14 protein-coding genes are annotated in these 19068 nt (G+C 74.7%); 5 read left to right on the forward strand and 9 right to left on the reverse strand.

The features are described 5' to 3' along the window. Positions 1–322: 322 nt before the first annotated feature. Positions 323–1243, forward strand: a complete 921-nt coding sequence (locus tag ESG85_RS32815; RefSeq protein WP_128984822.1) for a universal stress protein — start codon at positions 323–325, stop codon at positions 1241–1243. Between the two features lie 144 nt (positions 1244–1387). Further along, positions 1388–1783, forward strand: coding sequence for an STAS domain-containing protein (locus ESG85_RS32820; RefSeq protein WP_128984823.1), 396 nt, complete (start codon positions 1388–1390; stop codon positions 1781–1783). Between the two features lie 206 nt (positions 1784–1989). On the opposite strand, the gene ESG85_RS32825 is transcribed toward ESG85_RS32820, so the two are convergent. Continuing rightward, positions 1990–2718: a GNAT family N-acetyltransferase gene (locus ESG85_RS32825; protein WP_128984824.1), complete on the reverse strand. Its 729-nt coding sequence runs from the start codon at positions 2716–2718 to the stop codon at positions 1990–1992. 492 nt (positions 2719–3210) lie between these two features. Here ESG85_RS32825 and ESG85_RS32835 point away from each other — a divergent pair, with 492 nt between their 5' ends. Together ESG85_RS32835 and ESG85_RS32840 are read left to right on the forward strand one after the other, a co-directional pair. Further along, a complete protein-coding gene (locus tag ESG85_RS32835; protein WP_128984825.1) occupies positions 3211–3888 on the forward strand; it encodes a transposase domain-containing protein in 678 nt (225 codons plus the stop codon). A gap of 357 nt (positions 3889–4245) precedes the next feature. Continuing rightward, the gene (locus ESG85_RS32840) at positions 4246–4713 is read left to right on the forward strand and encodes a HEAT repeat domain-containing protein (RefSeq protein WP_164986372.1); all 468 of its coding nucleotides are present in this window, start codon (positions 4246–4248) and stop codon (positions 4711–4713) included. A gap of 78 nt (positions 4714–4791) precedes the next feature. Here ESG85_RS32840 and ESG85_RS32845 read toward each other — a convergent pair whose 3' ends face one another. The 4 genes from ESG85_RS32845 to ESG85_RS32860 all read right to left on the reverse strand — a co-directional run bounded on the left by ESG85_RS32845 (position 4792) and on the right by ESG85_RS32860 (position 8336). Next, complete coding sequence (locus ESG85_RS32845; RefSeq protein ID WP_128984827.1) at positions 4792–5496, reverse strand: ribonuclease H family protein; 705 nt, start codon at positions 5494–5496, stop codon at positions 4792–4794. Further along, complete coding sequence (locus ESG85_RS32850; RefSeq protein WP_128984828.1) at positions 5493–6533, reverse strand: PfkB family carbohydrate kinase; 1041 nt, start codon at positions 6531–6533, stop codon at positions 5493–5495. Before ESG85_RS32850 ends, ESG85_RS32845 begins: the two co-directional genes overlap by 4 nt. A gap of 102 nt (positions 6534–6635) precedes the next feature. Further along, on the reverse strand, positions 6636–7031 hold the full coding sequence (locus tag ESG85_RS32855) for a GNAT family N-acetyltransferase (RefSeq protein WP_128984829.1): 396 nt from the start codon (positions 7029–7031) through the stop codon (positions 6636–6638). Between the two features lie 261 nt (positions 7032–7292). Beyond that, entirely contained in the window at positions 7293–8336 is a 1044-nt protein-coding gene (locus ESG85_RS32860) for a hypothetical protein (RefSeq protein WP_128984830.1), read from the reverse strand. A gap of 328 nt (positions 8337–8664) precedes the next feature. Here ESG85_RS32860 and ESG85_RS32865 point away from each other — a divergent pair, with 328 nt between their 5' ends. Continuing rightward, on the forward strand, positions 8665–11913 hold the full coding sequence (locus ESG85_RS32865; protein WP_246095502.1) for an AfsR/SARP family transcriptional regulator: 3249 nt from the start codon (positions 8665–8667) through the stop codon (positions 11911–11913). A 59-nt stretch (positions 11914–11972) separates the two neighbouring features. On the opposite strand, the gene ESG85_RS32870 is transcribed toward ESG85_RS32865, so the two are convergent. From ESG85_RS32870 to ESG85_RS32885, 4 genes are all read right to left on the reverse strand, one after another. Next, positions 11973–12194 carry a hypothetical protein gene (locus ESG85_RS32870; RefSeq protein ID WP_128984832.1) on the reverse strand — a complete coding sequence of 74 codons (222 nt, stop codon included), beginning with the start codon at positions 12192–12194 and terminating at the stop codon, positions 11973–11975. 321 nt (positions 12195–12515) lie between these two features. Continuing rightward, positions 12516–13328, reverse strand: a complete 813-nt coding sequence (gene ddaH, locus ESG85_RS32875; protein WP_342781444.1) for a dimethylargininase — start codon at positions 13326–13328, stop codon at positions 12516–12518. Positions 13329–13576: 248 nt separating this feature from the next. Beyond that, positions 13577–14887 (reverse strand): MFS transporter, encoded by a 1311-nt coding sequence (locus ESG85_RS32880; RefSeq protein ID WP_128984833.1) that lies wholly within the window; start codon positions 14885–14887, stop codon positions 13577–13579. A gap of 6 nt (positions 14888–14893) precedes the next feature. Next, the coding region (locus tag ESG85_RS32885) for a non-ribosomal peptide synthetase (protein WP_342781445.1) at positions 14894–19068 on the reverse strand (4175 nt) is incomplete at its 5' end.

Below are 19068 nucleotides of genomic sequence, written 5' to 3' on the forward strand. Positions count from 1 at the left end.
CGGCAGGTCAGCGGGCGGGCGGTAGGCGGGGCGGCCGGCCGGCGGGCACGGACCGGTTGTCCGGCCGGGTGGGCGACGCGGCTCCCCGGCGGGTGAGGGTCGTGCCGTCCGGCCCCCGGCCAAGCGGCGCGGCTGCCCGGCGGGGCACGGACCGGGCTTCCGCCGAGTCGGCCGACGGCCCCCGGCGTCACCGCCGATGGCCTCCCGTCAGGATCGGCCGACGGCCCGGAGGTCCTTGCCGACCGGCTCCCGGAGCGGTCGGTGGCCAACCGTCGGCGTGGCAGCCGTATCGGGGGGATACATCCCGATATGAGTGCGAGGCATGAGTGAGAAATCAGCTGTTGTCGTGGGCGTCGACGGTTCCGAGCACAGCCTGCGGGCCCTGGAGTGGGCGCTGCGGACGGCGCGGAGTCTGGAGGCCCCGCTGACGGTCGCCCATGTCCGCCCGGAGGAGCTGCAGCTCGGCAGCGCCCGGATCGCGTCGCTCGGCCCGGGACCCGAGCTGCCCGACACCGTCGTGGACGCCCTCGCCGCCCAGGTCGGGCCCCGGGCCGAGGGCATCGACGTGCGGTACGCCTCGCTCGACGGGTCCGTGGTCGACGCCCTGGCGGAGGCCGCCCGGGGAGCCCGGCTCCTGGTGGTCGGTTCACGTGGGCGGGGCGGCTTCGCGAGCCTCCTCGTCGGCTCCAACAGCCGGGCCCTGGCGGCCTCGGCGCCCTGCCCGGTGGTCGTCGTGCCGCACGAGGCGCGGGCCGCGTCCCTCGAGAGCGGCGCGGAGGCGGGCCGGGTCCTGCTGGGGCTGCACATCGAGGAGACCGCCGACGAAGTGGTGGACTTCGCCTTCGAGGCGGCCCGGCGGCGCAAGGTGCCCCTGGAGGTCGTGACCGCCTACCCGGTGCCGCCCTCCCCCGCCCTGCTGATCGGCGCTCCCGCCCCCGCGCTCCAGGTGCCGCCGCCCCTGCCGGACGAGACGCCGGAACTCGTGGACACCACGACCCGGCGCCAGGAGGAACGGCTGCGGCCGTTCGCCGAGCGCCACCCGGAGGTCGAGGTGATCCCGGCGGTCACGCCCGCCGACGCGGCGGCGCGGCTGGTCGAGGACTCCGCCGAGGCCGGGCTGCTCGTCGTGGGGCGCCACCGGCGGCACCGGGTCGAGACGCTGCTGGTGGGCTCGGTCGCGCACGCGGTCCTGCACCACGCGGCGTGCCCGGTGGCGGTGGTGCCGCCCGCGCAGAAGCGCTGAACGGGCGCGCCGAGCAGGAGCACCGAGCGGGCGAGAATGCCTCGGTTTCACCTCTTCGGGTGATGGCGGATGTGGAGAAACGTGTCTGCCTCTGCAAGGGCCGCGAACCTCGATGCACGGGGACCGATCCAGTGGAGCGTGTCCATGCATCTGATCCGACGCGGCGATCCGCACCTCGCCGTCCGGTCGAGCGAGGGCCTGACCACGGTCGAGCTGTACGGAGAGCTCGACCTGGTGCTGGTGCAGCACGTCCGGCCCGAACTCGACGTGCTGACCCGCGAGGCGTCCGCACTGACCGTCGACCTGCGCCACGTCACGTTCTGCGACGCGTCGGGGCTCGGGCTGCTGGTCCGCTGCGCCCAGCGCGTCCAGGACCGCGGCGCGGCCTGGCGACTCGTCTGCGACCAGCCGATGATCCTCCGGCTCGTCCGGCTGGCCGCCTTGGACGACGTCCTGCGGCCCTCGCCGCCGACGCCCGCGCCGGTCGACGAGGGACCGCCGATACCGAGCCCGGGCCTGCCCGGCCGGCTGCCGGTGTGAGCCGGCGCCGGACGGGGCCGGGCCCGGGCGGGCGGGCACGATTCCATGCCGCGACCGCGACCACCGTCGTCGCGGTCGCGGTCGCGGCTGCTTCCGCGGTCACCCGTGCGGTCGCCGTCGCCGGCCGTGCCACCGGGCCCGTCGGGCCGCGGGCGCGGCCCGCGCGTGGGCCGACGGACCCGGCGCCCGCTCCGCGGGGCGTGTGGTCAGGCCGGCAGCAGTTCGCCCGCGCCGCCGTGCTCCAGGGTCTGCCCCGGGAAGCCCGCCGGCGGAAGCCCCGTCCGCGGACGGAGGCCCGGGAGGCGGAGCTCGATGATGCTGCGGACGGCCGGCCACTCCTCGTCGAGGATCGAGTAGAACGCGGTGTCGCGGACCACGCCGTCCAGGCCCCGCGAGTGGGCTCGGCGCACCCCTTCACAGCTCGCGCCGAGGCGCTCGATCGCGACGCGGGAGCGGGTGTTGCGGGCGTCGGCCCGCATCGAGATCCGGCGCAGGCCCCAGGACTCGAACGCGTGCCGCAGCATGAGGTACTTGGCCTCGGTGTTGACGCCGGTCCCGCGGGCCTCGCCGGCGATCCAGGTGTTGCCGATCTCGGCGGCGTCGGGGACCGAGGTCAGCGGGTCGCCGTGGGGCACCCCGGTGACCGGCGGCCAGATGACGGGTCCGCGCCAGTAGTCGAGTTCCAGGAAACGGGTCGAGCCGAGGACCCGGCCGGTATGGGGGTCGACCATGGCGAAGGGCAGGGCCCGGCCCGCCGCCTGTTCGGCGAGGGCGCGGGCGATGTAGTCGCAGGAGGCGTCAAGGCCGTGGGGCACGGCGGTATAGGCGTAGGACGCACGGTCCAGTGCGCCCGCCCAGGCGATGCCCTCGGCGTGGCGCATGGCCAGCGGTTCCAGGCGCACGGAGCGCCCGGACAGGACTACGGGTACTGGCACGATCCTCGGGTCTTTCACGGGCAGGGGTCATCGCACGCCGGATCGCGGCGACGATGAAAGGGAGGGGTTCCGCCCGTTGCCGACCGCTTCGCCCAAGGGGAAAAGGGCAAGTGAAACGGTTCGCCATCGGTGGCGGGAGGAACAGTATGCAGCCCCGGCGGCCCCGAGAACAGAACCCCACACGAACCCGTGCGCACGGCCCGGTGAATGTCCGGTTCGCCCCATCCCCCGTTCGGCCCAGCAGGGCCCGCGAGCGCCCTGCCAGGCTGCTCGCCCCCGCCCTGGCAGGGGCTCGGCGCGGGGCCTCCACAGGCCAATGCAGTTGCTTTTGAGTTGCGGAGATCGTTGCCCCGCGTGTGACGGGGTGGGGTGCGGGCCAGCGGGTGCGGATCGGGATCTTGACAAAGATATTCACTGCCGAGCTGGTCGACGCGGCGATAGCCAAGCACGACCGAGCCGAGCGTCGCCGCCGGCTTCTGCCGACGGGCTGTCGTGAACTTCGTCCTGGCCCTGTGTCTGTTCGCCCGGGAGTCGTACGAGGAGGAGGTGCGGGTGCCGACCAGCGGCATCCCGGGCAGCCGGGCCGTCGCGCGGGTGAACCGGTCGTCGTTGTCCCGGGCTCGTGCCCGCCTCGGGGAGGACGTGCTGGAGACCGTGTTCCGTCAGGTGGCCGGCCCGCTCGCGACCCCGGAGACGCCTGTCGCGTGGTGGCGGAGGCTGCGGCTCCTCGCCCTGGACGGCACCCCGTTCGATCTCCCGGATGCGACGAGCAACGGCGACACCTTCGACGGCCCCTCCACCACCGGCGGCGTTCCCTTCGGGTCCCCCCAAGTCAGAGCAGTCGTACTGGCCGGGATCGGAACGCACGGAGTCCTCGATGCCCGCCTGGGCGGCTACCGCGACGGAGAACGCAGCCTCGCCTACCCGCTGGCCGGCTCCACCGGCCCCGGCGACCTGGTCATCGCCGACCGCGGCTTCTGGTCGGTCGAGTTCGCGCACATCTTCACCGTGGCGGGCGCGGATCTGCGGGCCAGGCTCCAGTCCAACCACCTCGACACCGCCCAGGAGGAACTACCGGGCGGCTCGTACCTGTCGATGGCGCGACCAGGCAAGGAGGTCCGGCTCCGCGCCGCACGAGAGGGCCGGGCCCTTCCCCGTCACGTGATCTAGCGCGTCATCGCCTTCGCCAAGGACGGCAAGGTCGCCTATCTGGGCACGACACTGCGGACCCTGAGCAGTATCCGGCCGCCGAGCTGGTCGCGCTCCACCGGGAACGCCTTCTTCCGACCCGGCGCAACCGGGACTGCCCACGCGCGATCAAGAAACCGAACCGCTGGCCCGTCCTGAGGACCCGTGCCAGACGCGACACGGTCCAGCCCGGCCGATGGGCCCACAACCCAACCTCGAAGGCGAAGAGCAGCCGCAGGGCTGGACGGCCGGCACTGAAGGGAACACAGGCTGCTTCACCGCCCTCACCCCGTCATTTATCCCTGAGACCAGGCGGCGACCGTCTCCTAAGCTCTGGCCGTGGACGGATACCAGGGACTGACTGCATTGATCGAATCGGCCTGGGAGGAGCTGAACGCCTCCGATGCGGGCCGCCGGGACCTCTGCCTCGATGTCGTCAGCGACGTGCTGGAGACGGGCCGCCTGACGCCGGACGACGCCGAGCGGGCCGTCGGGCGCCTCGTCACGGTCGCGCTGTCTGATGAGAGCTACCCGGTGCGGGAGTCAGCGCTGCACGCAGCCTGCACCGCCTCCACGCACTACGAACTTCCCTACCGGGTGGTGGAGCCACTCGCCGTCGGTGCGGACGGCTTCGAACCCTTGCTCCTGGACTACGTCCTGGCCATCCTCGGTTCGACTCACGACCAGGCGGCACTGCCGATCGTCGAGCGGTTCCTTCACCACCCCCACCCCGAGGTCCGCGAGGAAGCGGCAGAGGCGGTGAACGAACTGCGCTGGAGCCAGAAGTCGACCGAGACAGCCCAGTAGCTCTGTGGCTCGACCGTAGGGCAACTGCATTGGCCTCCACAGGCCCCCGCATCGAGCTCCGCGACGTGCCCGCGGGTGTTACGAAGCGGCTTCCGCGCAGGCCGGGTGCCCCCAGCCGTCGGGGTTCTTGGTGATGGTCTCGCCCTTGCCGTACGGCTGTCCGCAGCGGCAGCGGCCGGGGAACCGGGCCTTGAGCGAGGGGGCGGTGGAACCGGAGCGCGCACCGGCGCGCGCGGGGCGGGAGGCGCTGGTCGCCTTGCGGGCCCGCTTGGCGGCAGGGCGGGCGGAGGCGGGCTCCGCCGGCGGCAGCGCGGAGCCCGCGGCGGAGCCGGCGGGCTGCTGGCTGCGGGCGGTGTGGCTGGCGGCTCGGTCGGCGGCGTCGTTCAGCGGGTCGCCGTCGACCTGGTGGGCGGGGGTGTAGACGAACTCCACGCGCCGGTCGGCGAGCAGTTCGTCGATGCGCACCACCAGTTCCTTGTTGGCGACGGGGGTGCCGGCGGCCGTCTTCCAGCCCTTGCGGCGCCAGCCGGGCAGCCAGGTGGTGACGGCCTTCATCGCGTACTGCGAGTCCATCCGCACCTCGGCGGGCACGGCGGGGTCGAGGCGCTCCAAGAGGCGGAGGAGCGCGGTGAGTTCGGCGACGTTGTTGGTCGCGGTGCCGAGCGGACCCGCCTCCCAGTGGGCGATCTCGCCCGCCTCGGTCCCGATGACCCAGGCCCAGGCGGCCGGCCCGGGGTTCCCCTTGGACGCGCCGTCGCACGCCGCGATGATCTTCTCTGTCATCCTTCGATCCTGACATGCGCCGGGAGCGGCGCGAGACCACCCGGCACGGCGGCCAGGCGGGCCGCCTCGGCGTCGAGCGCGTCCCCGCCGATGGCCTCGGCGCGGGTGGAGGGCACGGTGCAGGCGTACGCGCCGGCCACGCTTCCGTACAGGGCGCAGGTACGGGCGGGGGCGCCGGAGAGCCAGGCGTGGAGGAAGCCTGCGGCGAAGGCGTCACCGGCGCCGTTGCTGTCGACGACCGGGGCGGCCGGTGCGACGGCGGGCACGTGGACGAGCTCGTCGTCGGGTCCGGTGAGCAGGTACGCGCCCGCGGCGCCGGCGGTGGCGACGGCCACGGAGGCACGGCCGCGGGTGACGATCTCGCGCAGGGTGCGCCCGGGGTCGTCGAGGGCGGCGGCGGAGACGAAGACGAGGTCGGCGCCGAGGGCGAAGGGCAGGTGGTAGGCCGCCACGCCGTCCCAGTCGTGCAGATCGGTCGAGATCGTCACGCCGGCGGCGCGCAGCTCGGGCAAGGCGTGCGCGCAGGGCTGGGTGAGTGAGACGTGGGCGTGCCGGCTTCGGGCTGCGAGGGCGCGCACGGTCTCCGGGGGCAGCCGGTCGTCGTCGCGGCCGCGGGTGGCGTCGTAGAGGGAGAGCCGTCGTCCGTCGGGGCCGACGAGGTTGACGGCCCGCTTCGTTCCGGCGGGCTGCGGTACCTCGGTGAGGGGGATGCCCTGATCCCGGTGGAAGGCGCGGACCAGGTCGCCCTCGGGATCGGCGCCGAGCATGTCGAGGTGGTGGACGCGCCTCCCGAGCCGGTGCAGCCCGAGCGCGACGAAGTCGCCGGTCTGCCCGGCGCGGGTCACGATGCCGGTGCCGATCATGTGGCTGTCGGCGAGCGGCAGGGGCAGCTCGGGGACGTAGACGACGGTGTCGACGCCCGCTCCGCCGAGGACGAGGACGTCGATGTCGGTGGGGGCGGCGGCATCCGCGGCGGAGGTGCGGACAGAGGAGGTGTCGGCCGTGGCGGGGTCGGCCGTGGCGGGGTCGCTGGTCATGCGGCGCAGTCAAACAGCGCCCGGAGCCGGTCCGCAAGATCTTGCAACAGCTTTCGCAAGTCTCGGATCGCGGGTGGTGGGCGACGGGTTCACGCGGTCGGGTCAGCGGCCCAGTTGGTTGTCCAGCCACCGAAGGACCTCCGGCGTCACCGCGTCGGTGATGTCCGCGAACTCCTCGTGCTTCTTCAGGAACCTGGCGACGTACGGGCAGACCGGGACGATCCGCATGCCCGCGGCACGGACGTCGCTCAGCGCCTGCTCGACGAGGACGCCGGCGAGGCCCTGTCCGGCGTAGGCGTCGTCGATCTCGGTGTGGAAGAAGACCCGCCGGTCGTCCCGGTCGCGGTACGCGGTGAGACCGGCGCGCTTGTCGTCGACCAGGATCTCGTAGCGGTGGCGCGCGTCGACGTGACGGACGACGGGCGCCGCCGGCCTCCCGGCCTCGCCGGCCGGCTCCACGCGCTCGGTCTGCTCGGTCTGCTCGGTCTGCTCGTTCATGACGGGCCTTCCGGTCGGAGCGGCGGCGGTGGCGGCGTCCGGCGGGCCGTGCCGCCGCCGTCTCGCCCAGTCCGGCCAGTATCGCAGCACGGGCCGCTCCGGGTCGGGAAGCGAGGAGGTCGGCGGGGATGCGGACCGGCCGCGCCGGCCGGTGCTCGTGCCCGCACGCGGCGACGATGACGATCACCGTCGGCCATCACGTCCGGTACGCGTGCGGCGCCGCCTCCGGCCGTCGGCGCCGTCGCCGCCGCCGTGTGTACGTCAGCACACGGCCGCGTCCCACGCGTGGAGGGCCTTCAGGGCCGCGGTGCGGAGGGTCGGGGTGACGGGGGTGACGGGGGTGGGTGTGAGGAGGTAGTCGGCCACGGGGGTCAGCAGCAGGGGCGTGTCGGGGGCCGGGGTGAGCAGGCGGGACTCGTCCCAGGCGTGACGGATGACGGTGCGGCGCAGGAGCGTGCCGTGGCGGGTCACGAGTCGTCGGTGGGCGGCGGCCCCGGCGCGGCGGCGGCGTTCGGGGCCGAGCTCCGGGGCGAGTGCGGCGCGGACGGCGGCGAGCGGACCGAGCGGCAGATGGTCCGCCGCGTGGTCGAGGAGGCCGGCGGCCTCGGGGGCCAGGCGGTAGGCGGCGAGGACGGCGGCGGTCTCGGCGGGTTCGAAGGGCCGGCCCGTGAGGCCGGCGACGTCGAGGACGGTGACCGGACAGGGAGGGTCGTCGGGACACCTCAGGCGGGCCTCGGCGAGGGCGATGAGGCACTCGACGTGCTGGTCGGCGACCAGGTACGGCCGGACGGGCACGGTCGAGCCGTTGCCGGGCAGGGCCGCGGTGCTGAGGTGGACCCGGTACCAGGGGTCGGCCAGGGGGTCCTCGGCCGGCCAGTGGACGGTGACGGCGGTGTGGTGCGGCCGGTCGCCGAGCAGGGAGACGTCGATGTGCTCCACCGGGTGGTCGGTGACCAGCCGGATGACGGCCTGCCACAGGGCCGCCTGGTCCGGCGCCACCAGGTCGAGGGTGTCCAGCGGCCGGAGCAGTCCGGCCGGGTAGAGGCCGGCGAGCGGCAGGCCGCGGATGGCGCGGACGCCGGTGGAGCGGGCGAGTTCGGCGGCCAGGCGGGCGTAGTGGGCGGCGCGGTCGCGGGCGCGGCGGAGTTCGGCGCGGGCCGGCTGCCCCATCCGTACGCCGTCGCGGGCCAGGGCGGACAGCACCAAGTGGGGCAGGTGACGGCCGGCCCGGGCGCGGTGGAACAGTTCGGCGGGCCCGTCCGCCGGGTCGGTGTCGAGCAGCCGGTACAGCAATGCGGTGTTCACGGACATCCGCCTCCGAATGTATGGTCAGGCCCGGCGCCACCGGCGGCCGAGGGGGCGGGCGGGCGGTGCCGTTCCGTCTCCGGCGGGCCCGCGGCACGACGATTCTGACCTTCGGGGTTCAACACCTGATCACCACAGGCTCAACAGATGCGACAGGCTCTCGACACCGGGTGCGACGCTGTGGTTAAAAAGGTGACACAAAGACTGACATGTGCGCCGAACGGGGCGGCGACCGTGTTCTGGGGCGGGTGGGGGGCAGGATATGGGCGATCTCCGTTTCTCGTTACTCGGTCTGATGCGGGCTCACCGAGGTGAGACTCCGCTCAAGGTGGGGAGTCCGCAGCAGCAGGCGATGCTGGCCGTCCTCCTGCTGCGGCCGGGGTACTCGGCGAGCGCCACCGACCTGATCTCCGCGCTGTGGGGCGAGGAACCGCCGAGCGCGGCGATGACGACGGTGCGTACGTACGCGTGGCGATGGCGCAAGATGCTGGACGCGGGGGACCCCGGCGCGGAAGAGGAGGGGGCCAGATCCGGCCAGGGCGGACGGCCCGCGTCGAGCGTGCTGGTGTCGATGGGCGACGGCTACCGGCTGGTGCTGCCGAAGCTCGCGGTCGACTCGGCGCAGGCGGAGTCGCTGGCCGCCGAGGCGGAGCGCATCGCGCGGATCGATCCGCTGCGCGCCCGCGACCTGCTCAACCAGGCGTTGGAGCTGTGGCAGGGCGAACCGCTGACCGGCATCCCGGGACCGTTCGCCGAGCGTCACCGGCAACGCCTCGAAGAACTTCGCCTGACCCTCCTGGAGGAGCGGATCGGGCTCGATCTGGCCCTCGGTCGCCACTCGCGGTGCATCCCCGAGCTGACCGCGCTGACCACCGAACACCCCCTGCACGAGCGGGCGTACGGCCTGCTGATGCGGGCGCTCTACCAGGCCGGGCGGCAGGCGGACGCGCTCGCGGTCTACCGCGGGGCGCGGCAGCTGTTCCTCGCGGAGCTGGGCGTCGCGCCCGGCGCGGAGCTCGACCAGCTGCACCGCAGGATCCTGGAGGGCGATCCGGCACTGGCCGCTCCGGAGCCGGGGCCGGCGGCACGGCAGGGTCCGGTGCCCAGCGCGGGCGGGGAGGCGGCAGCGGCCCCGGTTCGTGCGGAGGAGCCGGAGACGGGCGCGGTGCCGGGCGGCGCCGGCGACGGTGCTTCCGCGGACGGGGCGGGTGGCCGCGAACCGGCAGGATCGCGGGCCGACGCGGCCGGTACGTCCGGTGCCCGGGAGGAGGGGGACGGACGCGACGGCCGGGACGGGACCGCTGCCGCCCGTCCGGCGGCCGCACCGCCGCGGCCCGCCCAGCTTCCCCCGGACGCGGCCGACTTCACCGGCCGTACGGCGCCGGTCCGGGTGCTGTGCGAGGCGCTCGGCGCACCGTCGGCGCAGGCGCTGGTGATCGCCAGCGTGGTCGGCATGGGCGGCGTGGGCAAGACGGCGCTGGCCCTGCACGTGGCGCACCAGGTGCGGGAGTTCTATCCGGACGGCCAGCTGTACGTGGACCTGCGGGGCTCCGATCCCGTACCGGCCGATCCGGAGGCGGTGCTCAGCGGGTTCCTCGTGGCGCTCGGGGTCTCGGGCGACGCGGTGCCGGACGGGCTCGACGCGCGTTCGGCGCTGTTCCGGTCCGTGGTGGACGGGCGGCGACTGCTGCTGGTGCTCGACAACGCCAAGGACGCGGCGCAGATCCGGCCGCTGCTGCCGGGTGCCGTCGGCTGCGCGGTCCTCACCACCGGCCGCACCCGGCCGGCCGGGCTGCCCGCCACCGTCCAGGTCGACCTGGACGTGTTCCAGCCCTCCGAGTCGCTGGCCCTGCTCGGCCGCACCATCGGCGAGGAGCGGCTGGCCGCCGAGCGGGAGGCGGCGCTCGACCTCGTGGTGGCCTGCGGACATCTGCCGCTGGCGGTGCGGATCGTGGCCGCCCGGCTCGCGGCCCGGCCGGGCTGGACGGTGGAGACGCTGAGCCGCCGGCTGCACGTGGAGCGGCGGCGGATCGACGAGCTGCGGATCGGTGACCTCGCGGTCGCCGCCGCGTTCGAACTGAGCTATCGCCAGCTGACCCCGGACCAGGCGCGGGCGTTCCGTCTGGTCGCCTCGGTGGACGGGCCCGACATCGGTCTTCCGGCCGCCGCCGCCCTGCTCGACCTCGACGAGTACGACGCCGAGGACCTGCTGGAGGCGCTGGTGGACGTGGCGATGGTGGAGTCGCCCTTCCCGGGGCGGTACCGGTACCACGACCTGCTGCGGGCCTTCGCCCGGCGGCGCCCGACGGAGGAGGGGGACAGCTCGACGGCCGGCGACCCGGTGGCGGGCGGGGAGGCGGTGGCGGCGCGCGACCGGCTGCTCGACCATCTGCTCGCCACCGCGTGCACCGCGTTCCAGTACGCGGTCCCGGGTGATCCGGCCGCGGGCGCGCTGGGTCCGGCCCGCTCCCCCGGCGTGCCGCTGACCGGGTGGGACGCGGCGCGCGAGTGGGTCGTGGCGGAGCGCGCGGGCGCCGCGGCGCTGGCGGCCCAGGTGGCGGCGGAGGCGGGAGCGGGTACGCCGGCCGGGATGCCGGGAACCCCGGGACCTGCCGGAACTCCGGGAACCGCGGCGGTGGGCGGGGCGGCGCCCGAGGGCGCGGCCGGAGGCACGGCGCTGCGTGCCGCGATCGATCTGCTGATCGCGCTGACCCCGTTCGTCCTCACTCCGCCGAGTCGCCAACTGTCCACCACCGCCGATGCGTTGGCGGAGGCGGCGGTGCGACACGGCGACGTGCGTGCTGCCGGGCGGGCGCACTTCCTGCGTGGCAACGTGGCCCTGGCGGCGACGCGCCTCGACGCCGCCGAGGCGGCGGCACGGCAGGCGGTGGACTCGGCACGGGCGGCCGGTGACACGGTGATCCTGCGGCAGGCGCTCAACGACCTCGGGTTGATCTGCCAGTTCCTCAGCCGCTTCGACGAGGCGGTGACCCACTACGACGAGGCGCTGCTGCTCGCCAACGAGCTGGGGCACCGCTCCGGCGCCCTGGTGACGACGGTGAACGCCGCACTGGCGAGGGTGCGCAGCGGGCGGGCGGCCGAGGCGGTGGAGATCTGTCACGAGGTGCTCGCGGAGCTCAGGACCCGGCAGGACGATCCCGGCCGTGCGTACACGCTGTACGTCCTCGGCCTGGCGCTGCACGGACTCGGGCGGCACGAGGAGGCGGTGACCTGGTTCGGCGAGTGTCTGACGGTGGCGACGGAAGCCGGTCTGCGCGACCGGGCGGCGCACGCGCGCTACCGGCTCGCGGACAGCCTCCGCTCGCTCGGCCGGGCCGAGGAGGCCCTCGACCACGCCGGTCAGGCGCTGGTGCTCTGCGAGGAGCTGGGGGCGGAACGGGACCAGGCACAGGCACTCGTGGTGCTGGGCCGCTCGCTGGCGGACCTCGGGCGCGGGGCCGAGGCGGGGGCGCGGTTGCGGGAAGCGTACGGGATCTTCTGCCGGCTCGGACTGCCGGAGGCGGCCGAGGTGGCCGTGCTGCTGGAGGAGCCGGCGTTCGCCCTCGTCGATCCCTGAGACCCTCGGTCCCCAGGATCCGGAGAAACGGTACTGCTCGGTGGTGCGTGCGGTGTCCCTCAGGAACCGGTGCTGTTCCAGTCCGTGTCGTCGGTCGGGGTGGGCGTCGGGGCCGGCGCCGGGACCTGCTGCGTGGTGGACGTGCCGGTCGAGCCGGTGTCGGTGACGCCGTCGGCCATCGCCGTACCGGCCGCGCCGAGGGCGATCACCGCGCCGAGGCCGAGAGCCGCGAGGGCCGGACGGATCCGGGTGGCACCGAGGATGTTCGTGCGCTTCGCCATGACTGCTCCCTGGGTCGTCTTCCCTGATGGAAAGGGGTTTCGCGGGGCTTTTCCGGGGTGTTCCGGGCTGATGGGATCAGCATGGCAAGGCGCGTTCAACGGCCGATCGACGTACGAGCACCGTACGTCGATCGGCCGCGTTGATCGGGGCGTTGATCGGGGCGTTGAACGGGTCCTGGTCGGGTCATGGTCGGGTGACGGTCGGGGTGCTGGTCGGAGAGTCGATCGGGACGTCGACCGTGGTGTCGCGGGGTGCTGACCGGCCCGCCGAAGGGCATCGTTCGGCGCGTCGATGGGGCGCCGACGGGGGCGGCCGCGGGGTCAGGCCGCCTCTCGGATCTCCAGCGTGCAGCACTTCACGCTGCCGCCGCCCTTGAACAGCTCGGAGAGGTCCATGCCGATCGGCCGGAAGCCCCGCTCGCGCAGCCGCGCCGCCACACCGGTCGCGGCCTCCGGCAGCACCACGTTCAGGCCGTCGCTCATCACGTTGAGGCCGAACGCCTCCGCGTCCGCCTCCTCCACGAGCACCGCGTCCGGGAAGAGCCGGCGCAGCACCGCCCTGCTGCCGGGCGAGAACGCGCCCGGGTAGTACATGACCTCGTCGGTGTCGAGCACGCTGAGCGCCGTGTCCAGGTGGTAGAAGCGCGGGTCCACGAGGTCCAGGCCGATCACCGGGCGGCCGAGGAACTCCTGGGCCTCCGCGTGTCCGGCGGAGACGCTGCGGAAGCCGCGCCCGGCCAGCAGGTGGCCGCCCGTCAGGAGCAGGTCGCCCTCGCCCTCGTTGACGTGGACCGGGTCGTGGGTGGTGAAGCCGTGCTCCCGGAACCACTCCAGGTAGGCGGGGCCCTCGGCGGCGCGCTCGGCGTTGCGGAACCGTGCGCCGAGCACCTTGCCGTCGACGACGGTCGCGCCGTTCGCCGCGTACACCATGTCGGGCAGCCCGGGCAGCGGGTCGATCAGGTCGACGCGGTGGCCGAGCTCGGCGTACAGCTCGTGGAGCCGCTCCCACTGGAGGACGGCGAGGTCGGTGTCGACGGGCTTCGCCGGGTCCATCCAGGGGTTGATCGCGTAGCTGACCTCGAAGTGGGTGGGACGGCACATCAGGAAGCGGCGCGGGCGGGCGGTGCGGGTCACGGGAGGCTCCGGAGGGTGGGAGTGTGAAGGTGAGGTCGAGGGTGGGGGTGCGGGCGCGGGCGCGGGTGCTGGCGCGGACTCGGTTCCGGCACGGGCACGGCGCAAATACGGGTGCCGGCACGGGTGCGGGTGCGGGTGCGGGGCCGGCACGGGCACGGAAGCGGGTGCCGTGGAGGACGCCGGCTCGCCCCGGACCGGGCAGGCCCGGGGCGGCGGCCGTGGCGAACGCCGGCCGGTGGTGCGGCCGGTCAGGACTCGGCCGGGCGTTCGGGGAAGCTCCGCATCGCGCGCAGCGGGCTGGCGAGGAGCACCGCGCCGGCCGAGAGCAGCACGCTCGCCATGATCCAGATGGTGGTGCGGGCGCCGAGCACCTCGCCGAGCCAGCCGCCGAGCAGGGCTCCGAGCGGGATGGCGGAGAAGTTGACGGTCGAGGCGCTGGCGCGGATCCGTCCGATCATCGCGGGCGGGCAGTACGCCTGGTAGAAGCTGCCGGCGATGACGTTTCCGGCGATCACGCCGCAGACGGCGACGGACCAGGCCACGGCGCTGGCCGCCAGCGGCAGCCGGTCCCCGGCGAGCGGCAGGAGGAGGATGAACGGCGCCCCGACCAGCTCGCAGAGGAGGAGCCCGCGGGCGGTGCCGAAGCGGCGGGCGATCCGGCCGGCGAGCGTCGCTCCGGCGAGCCCGCCGATCGACACGACCGCGAAGACCATCCCGACGCCGCCGGGCGTGACGCCCACGCTGCGGATGAGGAAGACGGTCTGCACCGCCTGGATGCCGTTGAGGCCGAGGTTGCCGACGGCCGCGAAGCTCGCGAGCGTCCGCAGGTACGGGTCGCGCACGAGGAAGCGGACGCCCTCGCCGATCTCGCGGAGGATGCCGCGCCGTTCGGAGACCGCCGGCGGCTTCTCCTCGACCCGGAGGGAGCCGACGCAGACCGCCGCCACCAGGTAGGTGACCGCGTCGGCGAGCAGTCCGCTGACCGCTCCGAACGCCTGGGAGAGGAGGCCGGCGATGCCGGGTCCCGCGATCTCGGCCGCCGCGTCACCCGAGCGCAGTTTGACGTTGGCCTCCAGGAGGTCCTGCTTGGCGACCAGGGCGGGCAGGACGGCGCTGTTGGCGGTGGACAGGAACACCTTGACCGCGCCGGCGAGCAGCGCCACGACGACCAGCTGGGCCATGGTCAGCACGTCCAGCCAGGCGGCCACCGGCACGCTGCCGAAGAGCACGAGCAGCAGGAGGTCGCAGACCAGCATCACCTTGAGCCGGGACCAGCGGTCCACCCAGGCACCCGCGATCAGGCCGAGGAAGAGCCACGGCACCCAGGCCGAGGCGGTCAGCAGGCCGACCGTGAACGGCGAGGCCTCCAGGGTGACGACGGCCACCAGGGCGAGCGCGACGTTGCCGACCGCGGTGCCGAGGCCGCTGGTGGTCTCGCCGATCCAGAGGTTGCGGAAGTTGTGCTGGGCCCAGAGGCCCCAGCGGCTCCTCCGCGGCGGTTGCGTCGCCGGCGGCGAGGAGGGGCCCGGGGACGGCGGCTTGACGGACGCTGTGGTCATGGCGGGTCACTCTCCGAGCTTCTCGGCCAGCACGGCGGCGATCCGTGCGAGGGGTTCCGGCCGCGTCATGGCGCCGTGCGTGCAGGGGATGCGGTGCTCCTCGACGCGGCCTTCGACGTACGGGCCCCAGGCCGCTCCGTAGGGCCAGCCGGCGGGCTTGTCGAGGGTGGCGCCGACGTACACGGCGTCACCGCGGTAGCGGTCCGGGACGTGCTCGGCCATCAGCTTGCGGTGCAGTGCGAAGACGTCGGGCAGGACGCCGGCGGCCTCGCCGAGGAGCGCGGTGAGCTCGGCCTGGCCGCGTCCGTCGGCGGGGTCGTAGCCCAGGGAGGCGAGCAGCTCGTCAAGCGTGTCGACCGGGTCGTCGCCGGACGACGGGCCGGCGCCGTCGGTGTCGCGGGCGGTTCCACCGCCGCCGCCGGCGGGGTCGGTGGCGTAGCGGGCGGGGTCGGCGGGCAGGCCGTCGAGGAGGGCGAGCAGGGCGACCTCCTGGCCGGCGGCCTGCAGGGCGACCGCCATGGCCTGGGCGACCACGGCTCCGAAGGACCAGCCGAGCAGGTGGTACGGGCCTTCCGGCTGGACGGCGCGGATCTGCCGTACGTAGTCCTCGGCGATCTCGGCGACGGAGGACGGTGCGGACGCGCCGCGCAGTCCGCGCGCCTGCAGGCCGTGGACCGGGCGGTCCTGGTCGAGGTGGCGCAGCAGTCCGGAGTAGACCCAGCTGACGCCGGCCGCCGGATGCACGCAGAAGAGCGGGGCCTTGGTGCCGCCGGCGCGCAGCGGGAGCAGCACGTCGAGGGCGCTGCGGGCGTCGGTGGCGGCCGTGTCCGTGAGGTCGCGGGCGACGCGCCGGGCGAGGGCGGCCACGGTCGGGGCCTCGAAGAGGACCCGTATGCCGAGGTCGGCGCCGAGGCCGGTACGGATCCGGCCGAGCAGCTTCATGGCGAGGAGGGAGTGGCCGCCGAGGTCGAAGAAGCCGTCGTCGACGGAGACCGGGCCGGGGAGGCCGAGGACCTCGGCGAAGAGACCGCACAGTACTTCCTCGTGTGCCGTCCGGGGTGGGCGCCCGGTGGGTGAGGAGACGAAGTCGGGCGCGGGCAGCGCGCGCCGGTCGACCTTGCCGCTGGCGGTCAGCGGCAGCGCGTCGAGCGGAACGACGGCGGCGGGGAGCATGTGGCCGGGCAGCGACTCGGCGGCGAAGGCGCGCAGTTCGGCCGGATCGAGCGGCCCGTCCGTCACGACGTGGGCGACCAGGCGGGGCCCTGCGGCGGCGTCCTCGTGGACGGTGACGGTGGCGGCGTGGACCTGGGGGTGCCGGGTCAGCACGTGCTCGATCTCGCCGGGTTCGATGCGGAAGCCGCGGATCTTGACCTGGTGGTCGGTGCGGCCCAGGTAGTCGATCCGGCCGTCACGGGCGCGGCGCACCAGGTCGCCCGTGCGGTACATCCGCTCCCCCGCCGCGAACGGGTCGGCGACGAAGCGCTCGGCGGTCAGCGCGGGGCGGCCGAGGTAGCCGCGGGCGAGGCCGGCGCCGGCCAGGTAGAGCTCGCCGGGCACGCCGGCGGGGACCGGGTGGAGGTGGTCGTCGAGGACGTAGGCGCGGGTGCCGAGGGCGGTCCGGCCGAGGGCCGGGCGCTCGGTGGCGGCGATCGGCTGGGTGAGCGCGTCGACGGTGGACTCGGTGGGCCCGTAGAGGTTGTGGGCTTCGACGCCCGGCGCCTCGCGCAGCCGGTCCCAGAGGGTCTGCCCGACCGCCTCGCCGCCGAGCAGCACCACGCGGGCGTCCTCCGACGGACGGGGCTCGTCCAGCAGGCCTTCGTCGACGAGCTGCTCGGCGTAGGAGGGCGTGACCTCCAGGACGTCGATCGACTCGGTCCGGACGTGCCGGACGAGCGCGGCGGCGTCGCGGCGGACGTCGTCTCCGACGAGGTGCAGTTCGTGGCCGGCGGCCAGCCAGAGGATGCCGTCCCAGGAGGCGTCGAAGCAGAGCGAGGCGGTCAGCGCGACCCGCCGGCGGCCGTGCCGCCGCTCGGTGGCGCCGATCGGCCCGGTGGCGGACCGGTGCGAGGCCAGCAGCGCGGCGATCGAACCGTGGCTCACCACCACGCCCTTGGGCCGGCCGGTGGAGCCCGAGGTGTAGATGACGTACGCGGCGTCGGAGGCGGTGACGGGGCGCGCCGCGCTGCCCGCGGCGGAGCAGCGGGCGGACCCGTCCGTACGATCCGGGTCGGCCGCACGGTGCGAAGTGTCCGTCCGGTCCGGGGAGTCCGTCGGGTCCGGGGAGTCCGTCCGGTCCGGGGAGTCCATCCGGTCCGGGTCCGCCGTGCGGGCCGGAGAGGCCGGGGGGACGGTGATGGCGGTCAGGTCCGCGAGCAGTTCGGGCAGGGGCCAGCCTTCGCCCGTCACGGCCAGGGCGGGCGCCGCGTCGGCGAGCATCGCGGCCGTGCGGTCGGCCGGGTACTCGGCGTCCAGCGGGAGCGAGGCGGCACCGGCCTTGAGCACGGCGACCAGCGCGACCACGGAGTCCGCGGAGCGCGGCAGGGCCAGGGCGACCACCGTGTCCGGTCCGGCGCCCGCGGCCGCGAGGCGGTCGGCGAGGCGGTCGGCGCGGTCGTTCAGTTCGGCCCAGCTCAGTCGGGTGTCCCCGGCGACGAGGGCGGTCTCTGCGGGCGTGCGGGTCGCCTGGGCCGCGAGGACGGCGGGCAGCAGCGGCACGTCCGACCGCAGGGCGTCCGCGTCGGCGACGAGCTCCGCGCGTTCGTCGGCGGAGAGCAGGTCGATGCGGCCGATGGGCCGGTCGGGGACGGCCGCGGCGGCCGCGAGCAGCCGGCCGAGGCGGACCGCCAGGGACTCGACGGTCTCCCGGTCGAAGAGGTCGGTGGCGAAGTCGATGGCGCACTCGAGTCCTGCGGGTGTGCCGTCGGCGTCGAAGGCCTCGCCCATGGCGATGGAGAGGTCGAACTTGGCCACGTACCCGCCGACCGGTTCGACGGTGGCGGAGAGCCCGGCCAGGTCCAGGGGCGCGGCCTGCGGATCGCCCTGTCCGCCGCCCTGGAGCAGCAGCATCACCTGGAAGAGCGGGTGGCGGGCGAGCGAACGGGCCGGGTTGAACTCCTCGACCAGCCGCTCGAACGGCACGTCCTGGTGGGCGTGGGCGTCGAGCTGGGTCTCCCGCACGCGGCCGAGGAGTTCGGCGAAGGTGGGGTCCCCGGAGGTGTCGGTGCGCAGGACGAGCGTGTTGACGAAGAAGCCGACGAGATCGTCCAGGGCCTCGTCCGAGCGGCCGGCGACCACCGAACCGATCGGGATGTCCGTACCCGCGCCCAGCCGCGTCAGCAGCGCGGCGAGTCCGGCCTGCAGGGTCATGAACAGCGTGACCCGGTGCTCTCGGCTCAACTCGACCAGGGACCGGTGCAGTTCGGCACCGAGCGGGAGGACGACGCGGTCGCCGTGGTGGCCGCTGTCGGCGCGACGGGAACGGTCGACGGGCAGCGACAGCTCCTCGGGGAGACCGGCCAGGGTCTCGCGCCAGTAGGCGAGCTGGCGTGCGGCGAGGCTGTCGGGGTCGGCCTCGTCGCCGAGGAGTTCGCGCTGCCACAGGGCGTAGTCGGCGTACTGCACCGGCAGCGGCTGCCAGTCGGGCGCCTGCCCGGCGCGTCGGGCGGCGTAGCCGGTGGCGAGGTCCCGCAGCAGCGGGTCCATGGACAGGCCGTCGCCGGCGATGTGGTGGAGGACGAGGACGAGCAGGTGCTCGTCCTCGGCGAGCGGGAACAGGTGGGCGCGTACGGGGAGTTCGGCGGCGAGGTCGAAGGGGACGGCGGTGCACTCCGCCAGGGCCGCGGCCGGGTCGGCGGGCCGGGCCGCACGGCGGTCGAAGGCGATCCTGGCCTCGGCCGGCGCGAGGATCCGCTGCCGGGGTTCGCCGTCCTGTTCGCCGATCAGGGTGCGCAGGATCTCGTGACGGGCGACCAGGTCGCCGAGGGCGAGCTCCAGGGCGGCCGGGTCGAGCGGGCCGCTGACGCGCAGGGCGAGCGGGAGGTTGTAGAGGGCGCTGGGACCTTCCATCCGGTCGATCAGCCAGAGCCGCTGCTGGGCGAAGGAGAGCGGGAGCCGTTCGGGGCGGTCGCCGGCGGTGAGCGCGAGCCGGGTGCCGCCGCCGTCCAGGCGCTGGGCGAGACCGG

It is taken from the genome of Streptomyces roseicoloratus (assembly GCF_004117935.1).
GTDB classification, from domain to species: domain Bacteria; phylum Actinomycetota; class Actinomycetes; order Streptomycetales; family Streptomycetaceae; genus Streptomyces; species Streptomyces roseicoloratus.

What these genes read in the sequence shown, in the direction of transcription:
- ESG85_RS32815 (WP_128984822.1), top strand. Translation starts at nt 323, where the DNA reads ATGAGTGAGAAATCAGCTGTTGTCGTGGGCGTCGACGGTTCCGAGCAC.
- ESG85_RS32820 (WP_128984823.1), top strand. Translation starts at nt 1,388, where the DNA reads ATGCATCTGATCCGACGCGGCGATCCGCACCTCGCCGTCCGGTCGAGC.
- ESG85_RS32845 (WP_128984827.1), bottom strand. Translation starts at nt 5,496, where the DNA reads ATGACAGAGAAGATCATCGCGGCGTGCGACGGCGCGTCCAAGGGGAAC.
- ESG85_RS32850 (WP_128984828.1), bottom strand. Translation starts at nt 6,533, where the DNA reads ATGACCAGCGACCCCGCCACGGCCGACCCCGCCACGGCCGACACCTCC.
- ESG85_RS32855 (WP_128984829.1), bottom strand. Translation starts at nt 7,031, where the DNA reads ATGAACGAGCAGACCGAGCAGACCGAGCAGACCGAGCGCGTGGAGCCG.
- ESG85_RS32870 (WP_128984832.1), bottom strand. Translation starts at nt 12,194, where the DNA reads ATGGCGAAGCGCACGAACATCCTCGGTGCCACCCGGATCCGTCCGGCC.
- ESG85_RS32880 (WP_128984833.1), bottom strand. Translation starts at nt 14,887, where the DNA reads ATGACCACAGCGTCCGTCAAGCCGCCGTCCCCGGGCCCCTCCTCGCCG.